We start from the raw sequence: 13,041 nt of genomic DNA on the forward strand, positions 1-13,041 counted from the left end.
GGACGTGTGCGGTGCGATGCCCGGTGGGAGTTGGCCGCCTGCGAATTTAGCCGAAAGAACGGTCTAAATGATAATGACTTTTAATTGGAAGGTGATCTGTGCCACCACGAAAAAGCGCCCGGGCCGCTGTGCGGACCGGGCGCTGTGCATCGAACGGCCATTCGGGGCGTGGCGCCACCGAACCCCGTGCGCGAAGGGATCAGCCAGCCAGGCGCTTTTCCAGCGCGGCCTTCGTGTCCAGCAACGCGGCAGGCAGGTGGTAGGCCAGTTGATCGAAATGGGCTGTGTGCAGCTTCAGTTCGTCGGCCCAGGCGGCGGCATCGATGCGGGTGACCGTGTCGAACTGGGCCGGGGTGAATTCGATGCCCGTCCAGTTGATCTCGCCGTACTGGGGGGCGGTGCCGATCGGCGTGTCCTGGCCGCTGGCCTGGCCTTCGATGCGGTCGATCATCCACTTGAGCACACGCATGTTGTCGCCATAGCCGGGCCAGACGAACTTGCCGTCGTCGCCCTTGCGGAACCAGTTGGTGGTGTAGATCTTCGGCTGTTGTGCGCCGGCGGCCGCGATTTTCTCGCCCATGTTCAGCCAGTGCTGGAAGTAGTCGCTCATGTTGTAGCCCATGAAGGGCAGCATGGCGAACGGGTCGCGGCGCACCACGCCCTGCTGGCCGGCGGCGGCGGCAGTCGTCTCGGAGCCCATGGTGGCGGCCATGTAGACGCCCTCCGTCCAGTTGCGGGCTTCGGTCACCAGCGGCACCGTGGTGGAGCGGCGGCCACCGAAGATGAACGCGTCGATCTTCACGCCCTTGGGGTCGTCCCAGGCTTCGTCGAGCGCGGGGTTGTTGGTGGCAGCCACGGTAAAGCGCGCGTTGGGGTGGGCGGCCTTGGCGCCGGTTTCCTTGGCGATCTGGGGCGTCCAGTCCTTGCCTTGCCAGTCGATCAGGTGGTCGGGCAGCTTGCCGATGTCCTTTTCCATGCCTTCCCACCACACGTCGCCGTCGTCGGTCAGCGCGACGTTCGTGAAGATCACGTTCTTGTCCAGGCTGGCCATGCAGTTGGGGTTGGTGTGGTAGTTCGTACCCGGGGCCACGCCGAAATAGCCGGCTTCGGGGTTGATGGCGCGCAGGCTGCCATCGGCCTGGGGCTTGATCCAGGCGATGTCGTCGCCGATGGTGGTGACCTTCCAGCCTTCGAACGCCTTGGGTGGCACCAGCATGGAGAAGTTGGTCTTGCCGCAGGCGCTCGGGAAGGCGGCGGCCACGTGGTACTTCTTGCCTTCGGGGTTCGAGACACCCAGGATCAGCATGTGCTCAGCCAGCCAGCCCTGGTCACGGCCCATGGTGGAAGCGATGCGCAGCGCGAAGCACTTCTTGCCCAGCAGCGCGTTGCCGCCGTAGCCCGAGCCATACGACCAGATCTCGCGCGTTTCGGGGTAGTGCACGATGTACTTGGTCTTGTTGCAAGGCCAGGACACGTCCTTCTGGCCGGCTTGCAGGGGTGCGCCCACGGTGTGCACGCAGGGAACGAAGTCGCCTTCCATGCCCAGCACGTCGTACACGGCACGGCCCATGCGGGTCATGATCTTCATGTTCACGGCGACGTAGGGGCTGTCGGACAGCTCGATGCCCACGTGTGCGATGGGCGAGCCCAGCGGGCCCATGCTGAACGGCACCACGTACATGGTGCGGCCCTTCATGCAGCCGTCGAACAGCGGCTGCAGCGTGGCGCGCATTTCGGCCGGTGCCATCCAGTTGTTGGTGGGGCCGGCATCTTCCTTCTGGGCGGAGCAGATGTAGGTGCGGTCTTCCACACGGGCCACGTCGCTCGGGTCGGACCAGGCAAGGTAGCTGCCGGGGCGCTTGGTGGGGTTGAGTTTCTGGAACGTGCCGGCATCGACCAGTTGCTGGCAGAGGCGGTCGTACTCTTCCTGGGAGCCGTCGCACCAGTAGATGGTGTCGGGCTTGCAGAGGACGGCCATGTCGGCCACCCAGGCGAGCAGGCGGGCGTTTTTGACGTAGGCGGGGGCTTTGAGATCCAGGCCTTGCATGGTGGGTGCGTTCATCGGGAGCTTCCTGAAGTTGAAAAACAGTTTTTTCAAAGGAAGCTGCCGACGAGCGGCGCGACGTGGGGGCCTGCGCATGGGTCTTCTGAGCGCTGCCTTTGAAAAAACGGCTGGATGCTCAGTCGGCGGGCGGGGAGTGCGGCGAAAGCTGCAGGGGCCGCGGGTCGGCTGGGATGACGATTTTATGAATCCCACCCGCGCCTGTCTGTCAGACAGGCATTACTTTCATGCAAAAAAGGCATGGGGTTATGTGAATGGTGAGCATGATCTGGACTGCCATGTCGCTGCCGGGACAAATCTGCCGGTTTTTCCGTAGTCGCCTGCTTGCATGCCCTACGGATTTCTCCGAAAGTTCAATTACCGCCCGGCAGGTAAAAAATGGATTGCAGTGTTTTGGCCGTGGCGAGATTCCATGCCAAACAAGGAGATATATGGACTTCCAGACCTTGCAACTCGCGGTGCAGGACCGCATCGCCGTCGTGACGCTGAACCGGCCACCGGTCAATGCCCAGAACGCGGAGCTGCGTGCCGAGATCACTCAGGTATTCGATGAATTGTCGGATCGGGAGGACGTCTCGGTCGTGGTGTTGACCGGCGCAGGCAAAGTTTTTTCCGCGGGTGCCGACATCCGCGAGCGCCCCAACCTCGGTGCGACCGCGGGCGCCTACGGCCGCCACAACCGGCTGGTGCGTGAATCGTTCTACGCCGTCGTCGAATGCTCCAAGCCCGTCATCGCGGCCATCAACGGGCCCGCCATGGGTGCGGGCTTCGGTCTGGTGATGGCCTCCGACATCTGGGTGGCTTCCGAGGACTGCTATGTGTCGATGCCTGAGATCAACGTCGGGCTCGCAGGGGGCGTGACTTTCCTGCAGGAGGTGTTCGGCCGTTCACGCGCACGTCGCATGTTCTTCACCGGCATGAAGGTCAGTGGCGCCGAACTCTATCGCCTCGGCCTGGTGGAGGCCTGCCTGCCTGCCGAGGAACTGATGCCCTACGCGATGGACCTGGCGCGCGAGATCGCATCCAAAAGCCCCATTGCGCTGCGACTGGCCAAGGAGGCTGCACGACTGACGCAGTTGATGCCATCGCGCGACGCCTATCGCTACGAGCAGGGCAACACCGTCGCGTTGTCCAAGACGGAGGATGCCAAGGAGGCCCAGCGCGCCTTCCTGGAAAAGCGCGCCCCGGTTTACGTGGGTCGCTGACGGGCAGAGAGAGCAGCCGGGCCTGCGCCCAGGACGCTGCTGCAAAATGGAGGCTGCACGACACCATCCCCATCGCAGCGATGCGAGGGGTTTGTGGCACCGGGGCGCCGCCGATCCGTCGCCCGGCCGGCTGCCAGAACTACAAAAGAGAGGAGGCCTCCCCCTATGGCAAACCGTCCAGCCGCTTCGGCGAACGACCCCGTCGACTCGGCGCCCACGACCCGCTCCGACACCCGGCAGGAACAGCTCATCGACATTGCATGCCGCCTGTTTGCGCAGCGCGGGTACGAGGGCACTTCGCTGCGTGACATCGCCGAAGAGGCCAAGATCACCAAGGCGGCGCTGTACTACCACTTTCCCAACAAGGAAGCGCTCTACGAGCGCATCGTGCTGGAATCCATGCAGGCGCTGGTGGACTCTGTGCGCGAGGCGATGGCCGGGGGCGCCACGCCGGTCGACAAGGTGCGATTGTTCATGCAGTCGTCGGCCGACTTCCTCGACCGCAGCCGCCATTCCTGGATCGCTGGCTCCAACGCCTTCTGGTCCGGCAGCGCGGTTGACCCGCGTGCCATGGCCGTCTATCTGCGCGACGAGTACGAACACCTGCTGCGCGACAGCATCGCGCAGGCCACCGCAGCAGGGCAGTTCCGCGCGGTGGACCCGGCCATGGCCGGGCGCATGCTGCTGTCCATGCTGAACCACATCGCGCGGTGGCATGTGCCTGGAGGGCGCCTCACCACCCGGCAGGTGATCGAGCAGTACCTCGACATGGCGTTCGGCGGCCTGCTGCAGTAAAGCGCCACCTTCTCCCGGGCACCACCCGAGCCGCCCCGGCCTGCGCCGGGGCGGCTTGTTCGTTTCTGGCCTTCCTGGCGCGCGGCGCGGGTTTTCCCTGTTCATTTACTTGCCGGCCGTTTAGTAGACTTTTCGCAGGAGTCTACCCATGCGCACTGACCGCCGCCATTTCCTCTTTTTGCCCTGGAGTGCAGGCCTGGCCTGTGCCCAGGCGCGGGCGCAAGGCGTGGTGGGCGTCGAGGGACTGATGGGGTCCAGGCCCGTCCAGATCGTCGTCCCCTATGCCGCCGGAGGTCTGACGGACAACCTGGCACGCCCAATCGCGTCGGCCCTCTCGGCGCGGTGGTCCCGGCCGGTGGTGGTCGACAACCGCAACGGCGGGGGCGGCACCATCGGTACGGCGGTGGTGGCGCGCGCGCCGGGCGATGGCCATACGCTGCTGCTCACGGCATTCGGCTACATCGCCAATCCGCTGTTGATGAAACAGCTGCCTTACGATCCGCGCGCCCTGACTCCCCTCGCCATGGTGGGCGACACGCCCAGCGTCTTGTACGTGAGCACGCGCCTGCCCGTCACGTCGGTGGCCGAGTTGGTGGCGTACGGCAAAGCACACCCGGGCAAGCTGGTGTTCGCTTCGTCCGGCAATGGGTCCAGTCCGCACATCGCCGCAGAACTGCTGGCGTCCCTCACGGGCATGGACATCGTGCATGTGCCTTACCGCGGCAATGGGCCCGCGCTGAACGATCTGCTGGGCGGGCAAGTGCATGCCATGTTCGATTCGGTGGCGTCGTTCTCCCATGTGCGCAGCGGACGGCTGCGGGCACTGGGCGTTGCGAGCACCGCCCCGCTGGCCCGGGCGCCCGAACTGTTGCCCATCGCCCAGTCCGGCGTGCCGGAGCTGGCCCATTTCACCGCAGGGGGCTGGTTCGGCTTTTTCCTGCCGGCATCCACTGCGCCGGCACTGCAGCGATGGCTGCATGCCGAGTTGCGCCAGGTTCTGAAGCAGCCCGCCGTGCGCGAGGCCGTGGAGCGTGCCGGTGTCGAGCCCCGCAACCTAGAGCTGGAGGCCTTTGCGGCTTACCTGCGCGCGGAGAGCGAGCGCTGGCCCCCCGTTTTCCGTGAACGCAACATCCAACTGGACTGATGCGTGCCGTGGCTTCCACCCCGCCTGCGCGCGCAGCCGCCACGCCGCGGCACTCCACCGGCACCCGCCCTGACGGCCGCACCGTGGTCCAGGGCTGTGGCTTCCTTCTTTCCTGCAACGAACCGGGGCTAGCGCCCCAGCACTTCCAAGCACCATGACGATCCCCAACCCTTCATCGCACACCCTCGACCCCTACGATGCCTTCCGCGAGGAACTGCGCCAGTTCGCCGAGTCCGAATGCCCGCCGGCCCTGAAGGAGGTCGTTCGCACCAACCAGAAGGTCACGCGCAACGAGTACCGCATCTGGCAGGAAAAGCTCTTCGCGCGCGGCTGGGGTGCGCCCAACTGGCCGGTGGAATACGGCGGCACGGGCTGGGACCTGCAGCAGCGCTACTTGTTCGAGGAGGTCACCGCGCAGGCCGACTGCCCGCCCCAGTATCACCACGGCCTGGGCCACATCGGCCCGGTGATCATGCACTTCGGAACGCCCGAGCAGAAGGCGCGCTTTCTGCCGCGCATCCTGGACGGCAGCGAGTGGTGGTGTCAGGGCTACTCCGAGCCCGGCGCGGGCTCGGACCTGGCGTCGCTCAAGACGGCGGCGGTGCGTGATGGCGACCACTACGTGATCAACGGGCAGAAGATCTGGACCTCGCACGCGCAGGAGGCCGACATGATGTACACGCTGGTGCGCACGTCGAACGAGGGGCGCAAGCAGGCCGGCATCTCGCTGCTGCTCGTGCCCATGGACACGCCGGGCATCGAGGTACGGCCCATCCCCACGATCGACCATTGGCACCACGTCAACGAGGTGTTCCTCAACGACGTGCGCGTGCCCTGCGCCAACCTCCTGGGCGTGGAGGGCGAGGGTTGGAAGTGCGCCAAGTTCCTGCTTGACCGTGAGCGGCTTTCGCCCGCGACGGTGCCGCGCCTGGCCCGCCTGGCCGAGCAGGTCGGGGAACTGCTGCGCGCGCGCGGCGCTGGCGGATCGGCGCCCAGCGCGAGCCAGCATGTGCTGCTCGAACGCCTGTACCTGGCCCAGGCCGGCGTGGCGGGCGCGCGCGAGATGCTGCTCAGCGCGATCCAGGAGGAGATGCAGGGCACGCTGGCAGCCTCGAAATCGTCGGCGCTCAAGCTCTACTGCTCGGACCTGTCCCAGCAGCTCATCGGCATCGCGCTGGACATTGCCGGTCCCGAGTACGCCGCACGCCTGGTCGATACCGTCGCGGCCACGGGTCAGGAGGTGGCAAGCGATGCGGACGACCCCCTGCGCCAGCTCATCCACACCTACCTGTTCTACCGCTCGCGCACCATCGCCGGGGGCACCAGCGAAGTGCAGAAGAACGTGATCGCCCGCGACCTTTTCGGAGCCTGACCCATGACATTCCACGCGACGCCGATGTTCCCCGGCGACCTCTATGACACCACCGCCCGCGTGGCCGCTGCGGCGCCCGTGGCCGAGACCTTCGAATCCCAGGAGCCCAGCGAGACTTGGAGCCAATTCCTGCAACTGGGCTGGCAGGGGGTGCTGATCGACGAGGCGCACGACGGCGCCGGCGCCTCGCTGGGCGACGTGGCCGCCATCGCCGAAGCCGCGGGCCGGCATGCGCTGGCGCAGCCCCTGGCCGCACGGTGTGCCGTGGTGCCCCTGCTGCTGGCCGGCCTGCCGGGCGCCAGCGACGTGCTGCGGGCCATGGCTGCGGGCGAGGCCTCGGTCTGCCCCGTGCTGGACACGGGCCCGGTGCCCCTGGCTGCCGTGCGCGATGGCGATCGCCTCACACTCAACGGCCGCCTGCATGGCGCCGACCTGACCGAGCCCGCCACGCACTTCGTGTTCGTCGCCACGCAGGACGATGGCCTGCCGCTGCTGGTGCTGGCACCGCGCGATGCCGTGCCGGGCCACGCCAGCACCTGGCTGGGCATCGACGGGCGCCAGACGGCCGACATCGCCCTGGCCGGCGTCACGCTGGCGGCGTCCAGCGTGCTGGCGCAGGGCGAGGACGTGTACACCCGGGTGGAGCGCGCCAGCGCGGTCGGCGGCCTGCTGGCCTGCGCCCAGACCGTGGGCGCCATCGGCGCGATGATCGAGCAGACCATCGAGTACCTCACCACGCGCGTGCAGTTCGGCGTGGCGCTGGCCACGTTCCAGGCGCTGCGCCACCGCGTGGTGGAGATGTACGTGGCCTACGAGAACGTGCGCGGCATGGTGCGCCGGCAGGTGCTGGACCTGTGCGAGGGCCCCGCCAGCGGCTCGCCGCGCGACATCGCGCTGGTCAAGCTTTACCTGTCGGTCACGGGGCGCCAGGTGGCCGAGTCCGCGATCCAGCTGCACGGGGGCATCGGCATGTCACGCGAACTGCCCGCGGCGCGCCTGGCCATGCACGCGCTGGCCTGCAGCCTGCAGTGGGGCGATCGCTTCGCGCACCTGGACCGCTTGGCGCGGCCCGCGCTGCACTGAGCTGCCCCGGCCACGCCACCCTCCCGAACCGACCAGACAGAGACCCCCGTACAGAAGGACGCTTCCCCATGCATTCGTTGCACCCGCTGTTCCACCCCACGTCGGTCGCCCTGGTGGGCGCCTCGTCGGACCCCGAGCGCATCGGCGGCAGGCCGCTGCGTTTCATGCTCGAAGGGGGCTTCGAGGCGCCGCTGTACCCCGTCAACCGCAGCGGTGACACCATCCAGGGTCTGCCGGCCTACGCCAGCGTGCGCGACATCCCACACCCCGTGGACCACGCCATCATCTGCGTGCCCGTGGCGGGCGTGGAGGCGGCGGTGCGCGACAGCATCGCCCAGGGCGTGAAGGCCATCCAGGTGCTCACAGCCGGGTTCGCCGAGGTGGACGCCGAGGGGCGCGCGCTGCAGGACCGCATCGTGGGCCTGTGCCGCGATGCCGGGGTGCGCATGGTCGGCCCCAACTCCCTGGGCCTGCTGAACGTGCCCACGCGCTTCTTCGCCACCTTCTCCACGGCGCTCAATGGCTTGAAGCCGCGCCCCGGCCCCATCGCCCTGGCCACCCAGAGCGGTGCCTTCGGTTCGGCTGCCTACGGCGCGGCATCGTTGCGCGGACTGGGCTTCAGCAAGATCGTGGCCACGGGCAACGAGGCGGACGTGGATGTCGCCGAGTGCATCGACTACCTCGTGGACGATCCTGATACGCGCGTCATCTGCGCGGCGCTCGAGTCCTGCCGCGATGGCGATCGCCTGCGCGCCGCCCTGCTCAAGGCCGCGCATGCCGGCAAGCCCGTGGTCATCATGAAGGTGGGGCGCACGGAGCTGGGCGCAGCCGCCGCATCCACGCACACCGGCTCGCTGGCCGGCGACGACGCGGTGTACGACACGGTGTTCGAGGAGTGCGGCGCCTGGCGCGCCGCTTCGATCGAGGAGATGCTCGACATCGCCTACCTGCACTCCACCGCGGGCCGGCTGCCGCAGAACACCGATGTCGGCGTGGTTACCGGCTCGGGCGGCATCGGCATCCTGATGGCCGACGACGCGGGCGAGCGCGGGTTGCAGCTGTCGCCGCTGCCGGCCGCCGCGCGGGCCGCGGCGCTGGAGCTGCTGCCGTTCGCCGTGGCCAGCAACCCGCTGGACATGACTGCGCAGGTGACCGCCGTGCCGCAGGGCGTGCCGCGCACCGTGGCACTGATGCTGGACCAGGCCGCCTACGGCACCGTGTTCGCCTACCTTGCGCATGTGGGCCTGTCGCCGCAGCGCTTCGCGGCCACGCAGGCGGAGCTGATCGCGCTCAAGCAGCGCCATCCGCACCGGCTGCTGGTGCTCGTCATGCTCTCGCGGCCCGAGGTGAATGCGGCGCTGGAACAGCACGGCATCGCCGTGTTCGAAGACCCGTCGCGCGCCGTGCAGGCCGTGGCGGCGATGGCCCACGTGCACCAGCGCCGGAGCGCCCTGCACCTGCCGCCCCCACCGACCGGGCCTTCCGCGCCGCTGGGGAACGTGGCCACCGAAGACGGCGCCAAACGTGCGCTGGCGGCCGCGGGCCTGCCCGTGCTGCCCGAGCGGATCTGCCGCAGCGCCACGGAGGCTGCCGAGGCGGCCTCCGCCATGGGCTACCCCGTGGTGGCCAAGATCGTCTCGCCCGACATCGTGCACAAGACCGAAGTGGGGGGCGTGCTGCTGAACCTGCCCGACGCGCAGGCCGTGGCCGAAGGCTTTGCCACGCTGATGCAGCGCGCGCAATCGGCCCGGCCCGATGCCCGGCTCGATGGCGTGTTGGTGGCGCCCATGCTGAAGGGCGGCGTGGAACTGATCGCCGGCATCCACCGGGACCCGACCTTCGGACCCATGGTGATGTTCGGCTCGGGCGGCACGGCCGTGGAGCTTTTCAAGGACGTGGCTTTTGCGTCGGCACCGCTCACGCCGCAGCGGGCCCGGGCGCTGATGGAGCGCGTGCGCTCCACACAGTTGCTGCGTGGCTGGCGCGGCGGTCCGCAGTACGACGAACAGGCCCTGGCCGACGCGCTGTGCAGGCTGTCGGAGTTCGCCTTCTCGCATGCCGACCAGATCGAGAGCATCGACATCAACCCGCTGGTGGTGCGCGTGCAGGGCGCCGCATGCCTGGATGCCGTGATCGCCGTGCGCGCTCCCGCGCGAGGGGACTCCCATGGCACCCATTGAAGCGCGCCTGACGGCGCTGGAGGCCGGGTGGCAAGCCCTGGCCGACAAGGATGCCATCCGCGAATGCCTGTACCGCTACAGCCGGGGCATCGACCGCTGCGATGCGGAGGCCCTGCGCAGCGCCTACTGGCCCGACGCTACCGACCGCCACGGCCCCTACCAGGGCAGTGCGGAGGGATTCATCGACTGGGCCCTGGACAAGCTGCCGGGGGGCGGCCGGATGGTGCACCTGCTGGGCAATATCGCGATCGAACTGCGGGGCGAGCAGGCCGCGGTGGAGAGCTACTTCCAGGCCTTCCAGACGGGTACCGGCGCCCAGGGGGAGGCCGCCGAGACATTTCTGTGCGGCCGCTACATCGACCGCTTCGAGCGCCGCGCTGGGCAATGGCGCGTGGCGGCCCGCACCGTGGTCTACGACTGGATCCGCGAGGCGCCCGCCGCCCCGGGCACGGATGCGCAGCGCTTCGGCGTGCGCATGCCTGTGGGCGCGCACAAGCCGGCGGATGCGTGGTATGCGCTGCTGTCTGGATTACCCGATGGATAATTTCGACGCCTGATTTTCTTTGGGCTTCAATAATAGCCTGGATGAATAATCCAGGCTATTGATGCTGGATTTTTGATTTTCGGATGGGTTTTCTTCGATGGTCGGTGAATACCCGTAGTCGATCGGTGCATACCCTGCAATTGCTATGTAGGTCATTGAAATCAATGGGATTTTTTCTTACCATTTTTTAACCGGTCGACAGGTAATTGATGAATTTGCTTTGGGTGGCCGGTCATGTGCCAACCCTGGCGGGTGGCGATTCATATTGCTGCGTGAGGAGACATTCGATGTCGGAAATATTCAACAAAACAGCCGGCTGCATTCGCCGGGGCATCCAGGGCACGCCATCACGCGTGCTATTGGGCGCCATGGCCGCCTGGGCCTGTGGCCAAGCGCCGGCGTGGGCGCAACAGGCGCAGAAAGAAGAGCTGCGCCAGATCACCACGCCCGCGGGCGGCATGGCCGCCGCCGCATCCAGCGTGACCCTTTATGGACTGATCGACACCAGCATCGCCTATGCCTCCGGCGCAGGCGGGCGCATCACCAAGCTGGACAGCGGGCACATGAATGGATCGCGGTTCGGTTTCCGGGGCTCCGAAGACCTGGGCGGCGGGCTGCGTGCCAATTTCTGGCTGGAGGCGGGCATCAACTCCGACACGGGTGGCTCGGGGCAGAACCAGGGCGCAGGTGCCAAGTTCTTCGGCCGGGGTTCCCTGGTCAGCCTCACGGGCGACTTCGGCGAGGTGCGGCTGGGCCGCACGGTGACCACGATCAGCTCCGAGGCGCAGGCCGTGGGCGATGCCTTCGGTTTGGGGGGCGCCGGCAACCTGCAGGGCATCCAGCCGGCCACAGGCCGCGCAAACAACACGGTCTGGTATCAGTCGCCCTCGCTGTCCGGATTCATCGGCAAGTTCTCGTACTCCTTCGGCGAGCGCACCAGTGCCACCGGCGGCACCCAGGCCGCCAACCAGGCCGCCGTCGCGTTGTTCTATTCCGGCCAGGCGCTCAGCGGCGCGGTGGCGTACACCACCTTGCGCCATCCCACGGACCTGAGCACGGTGCGCTGGCTCAACTCCAGCCTGGCCTACAACTTCGGCGGCTTCAAGCTGTTCGGCTCGTTCGCGACATTCAAGAACCCCGGCGCCGACCTCAGCCCGGCCGTGCATGCCGCGCTGGATGGCAATGTGCAGTTGGCGGGCATTCCGACCGTGGGCTACTACGCCGGGCAGGACGACCGCAGCGCCTCTCTGGGCGTGGCGGTACCGTTCGGGGCCAGCACGGTGCTCGCGCAGGTCGTCAAGGTGGATGACCGCGGCCCGCTGAACCGCGATGCCACGCAGTTCGGTGTGGCCTATCTGTATGCCCTGTCCAAGCGCACCACGCTGTATGCGGATTACGGCAAGGTGAAGAACCGCAACGGTGCAGGCTACGCGCTGACGGGCGCGACGTCGCAGGCCGGTCTCGGTGACGGCGGCAACAGCGATGCCGTGCACGTGGGCGTGCGCCACGCCTTCTGAAACCCGCGGTCGCGGGCAGGCCCACCTGGTGGGGACGGGGCCTGACCTGATGGCGCGCGGAGCAGCAGGAGTCCAGGGGCACCGGCCGCGTTGCAGCGCGGGTCGGCTGCCGGGTACCAAGCTCTGGAAGGCGCGGTGCGCAGGCTCGACGGGCCTGCGCACCGCGCCCGCAGGCGTTTCAGCCGGCGGCGGGCCGGCCCCAGCCGCCCATGGGCAGCGAGCCCATGAGCGTGTGCGCCAGACCACCGTCCACCAGCAATTCGGCGCCATGCACGTAGGCCGCGTCGGGGCCCAGCAGGAAGGCGGCCACGCTTGCCATGTCATCGGCTTCGGCCAGTCGCCGAAGGGGCACGCGCGCCTCGCGCAGCGTGCGGGCCTCGGGGTCGGCATAGGCCGCAGCCGTGCCCGGCGTGAGCGTCAGCCCGGGCGAGAGCGCGTTCACGCGGATGCCCTCGGGGCCCCACTCGGCGGCCATCTGGCGCATCAGCATGAGCGCGGCGGCTTTGCTTGCGCTGTAGGCGCCCAGCGGCGGCGTGGCATGGCTGCCCGAGATCGAGGTGATGAACAGCACGGTGCCGCGCGTGGTTTTCAGCGCCGGGTAGGCGGCCTGAGCCAGCAACAGCGGCGCGCGCGTGTTGACGGCGAAGACGCGGTCCCACATGGCCGGGTCGTACGTGGCCAGCGGGCCCGGTGCCGCGAAACCCGCGTTGCTGACCACGGCGTCCAGGCCCCCGAAGGCGTTCACGGCCTGCGCGCACAGGCGGGCCGGAAAGGCCGCGTCGGCCAGGTCGCCGCCCAGCGTGAGCGCGGTGCCGCCGAGTTGCCGGATCTCGGCCGCCACGGGCTCCAGCTCGGCCAGGTGCTGGTCCGCCAGCGCGATCCAGGCGCCGCCGTGGGGCGCGGCGTTGCGCGCCAGGCGCAGTGCGATGGCGCGGCCGATGCCCCGCGCGGCGCCGGTGATGATGCAGCGGTTCACGAGGCCTCCGCTGGCGTGGTAACGCCGGGCTGGCCGATGGAAGGGAAAGGAAGGTGTGCCATGGGGTTCAAGGGTTGGAATGAAGGCTTGCGGGAAGGAAAGCGGTCCGCCGTGCGGGCCCGTGCCTGTGTCGCGCGCAGGGCTGCCGGTGGTGGCGGGTGCC

General features: G+C 68.1%; 10 protein-coding genes. 8 read left to right on the forward strand and 2 right to left on the reverse strand.

Features of this window, described 5'->3' with window-relative positions; translation table 11 throughout:
* Positions 1-199 precede the first annotated feature (199 nt).
* Complete coding sequence (locus AVTE2539_RS10290) at positions 200-2,062, reverse strand: phosphoenolpyruvate carboxykinase (GTP) (protein WP_284410324.1); 1,863 nt, start codon at positions 2,060-2,062, stop codon at positions 200-202.
* A gap of 431 nt (positions 2,063-2,493) precedes the next feature.
* On the opposite strand from AVTE2539_RS10290, the gene AVTE2539_RS10295 reads away from it, so the two are divergent.
* The 8 genes from AVTE2539_RS10295 (at position 2,494) to AVTE2539_RS10330 (ending at position 11,902) form a co-directional block, all read left to right on the forward strand.
* Positions 2,494-3,267 (forward strand): enoyl-CoA hydratase/isomerase family protein, encoded by a 774-nt coding sequence (locus tag AVTE2539_RS10295; protein ID WP_272566129.1) that lies wholly within the window; start codon positions 2,494-2,496, stop codon positions 3,265-3,267.
* A gap of 165 nt (positions 3,268-3,432) precedes the next feature.
* Entirely contained in the window at positions 3,433-4,062 is a 630-nt protein-coding gene (locus tag AVTE2539_RS10300; protein ID WP_272566127.1) for a TetR/AcrR family transcriptional regulator, read from the forward strand.
* A gap of 148 nt (positions 4,063-4,210) precedes the next feature.
* A complete protein-coding gene (locus tag AVTE2539_RS10305; protein WP_284410327.1) occupies positions 4,211-5,206 on the forward strand; it encodes a Bug family tripartite tricarboxylate transporter substrate binding protein in 996 nt (331 codons plus the stop codon).
* Between the two features lie 154 nt (positions 5,207-5,360).
* Positions 5,361-6,578: an acyl-CoA dehydrogenase family protein gene (locus AVTE2539_RS10310; protein ID WP_284410329.1), complete on the forward strand. Its 1,218-nt coding sequence runs from the start codon at positions 5,361-5,363 to the stop codon at positions 6,576-6,578.
* A 3-nt stretch (positions 6,579-6,581) separates the two neighbouring features.
* Positions 6,582-7,661 (forward strand): acyl-CoA dehydrogenase family protein, encoded by a 1,080-nt coding sequence (locus AVTE2539_RS10315; RefSeq protein WP_284410330.1) that lies wholly within the window; start codon positions 6,582-6,584, stop codon positions 7,659-7,661.
* Positions 7,662-7,729: 68 nt separating this feature from the next.
* Complete coding sequence (locus tag AVTE2539_RS10320; protein WP_284410332.1) at positions 7,730-9,841, forward strand: acetate--CoA ligase family protein; 2,112 nt, start codon at positions 7,730-7,732, stop codon at positions 9,839-9,841.
* Positions 9,828-10,385, forward strand: coding sequence for a nuclear transport factor 2 family protein (locus AVTE2539_RS10325; RefSeq protein WP_284410334.1), 558 nt, complete (start codon positions 9,828-9,830; stop codon positions 10,383-10,385). Before AVTE2539_RS10320 ends, AVTE2539_RS10325 begins: the two co-directional genes overlap by 14 nt.
* 287 nt (positions 10,386-10,672) lie before the next feature.
* Positions 10,673-11,902 carry a porin gene (locus AVTE2539_RS10330; protein ID WP_284410336.1) on the forward strand — a complete coding sequence of 410 codons (1,230 nt, stop codon included), beginning with the start codon at positions 10,673-10,675 and terminating at the stop codon, positions 11,900-11,902.
* A gap of 178 nt (positions 11,903-12,080) precedes the next feature.
* Here AVTE2539_RS10330 and AVTE2539_RS10335 read toward each other — a convergent pair whose 3' ends face one another.
* Entirely contained in the window at positions 12,081-12,878 is a 798-nt protein-coding gene (locus tag AVTE2539_RS10335; protein ID WP_284410338.1) for an SDR family NAD(P)-dependent oxidoreductase, read from the reverse strand.
* Positions 12,879-13,041 lie beyond the last annotated feature (163 nt).

The sequence above is a fragment of the Acidovorax sp. SUPP2539 genome, from assembly GCF_030158975.1.
In the GTDB taxonomy this organism is placed as follows: domain Bacteria; phylum Pseudomonadota; class Gammaproteobacteria; order Burkholderiales; family Burkholderiaceae_C; genus Paracidovorax.

Bases quoted from the DNA above. Each gene is read 5' to 3' on its own strand.
- AVTE2539_RS10290 (WP_284410324.1), bottom strand. From the start codon at position 2,062: ATGAACGCACCCACCATGCAAGGCCTGGATCTCAAAGCCCCCGCCTAC.
- AVTE2539_RS10295 (WP_272566129.1), top strand. From the start codon at position 2,494: ATGGACTTCCAGACCTTGCAACTCGCGGTGCAGGACCGCATCGCCGTC.
- AVTE2539_RS10300 (WP_272566127.1), top strand. From the start codon at position 3,433: ATGGCAAACCGTCCAGCCGCTTCGGCGAACGACCCCGTCGACTCGGCG.
- AVTE2539_RS10305 (WP_284410327.1), top strand. From the start codon at position 4,211: ATGCGCACTGACCGCCGCCATTTCCTCTTTTTGCCCTGGAGTGCAGGC.
- AVTE2539_RS10310 (WP_284410329.1), top strand. From the start codon at position 5,361: ATGACGATCCCCAACCCTTCATCGCACACCCTCGACCCCTACGATGCC.
- AVTE2539_RS10315 (WP_284410330.1), top strand. From the start codon at position 6,582: ATGACATTCCACGCGACGCCGATGTTCCCCGGCGACCTCTATGACACC.
- AVTE2539_RS10320 (WP_284410332.1), top strand. From the start codon at position 7,730: ATGCATTCGTTGCACCCGCTGTTCCACCCCACGTCGGTCGCCCTGGTG.
- AVTE2539_RS10325 (WP_284410334.1), top strand. From the start codon at position 9,828: ATGGCACCCATTGAAGCGCGCCTGACGGCGCTGGAGGCCGGGTGGCAA.
- AVTE2539_RS10330 (WP_284410336.1), top strand. From the start codon at position 10,673: ATGTCGGAAATATTCAACAAAACAGCCGGCTGCATTCGCCGGGGCATC.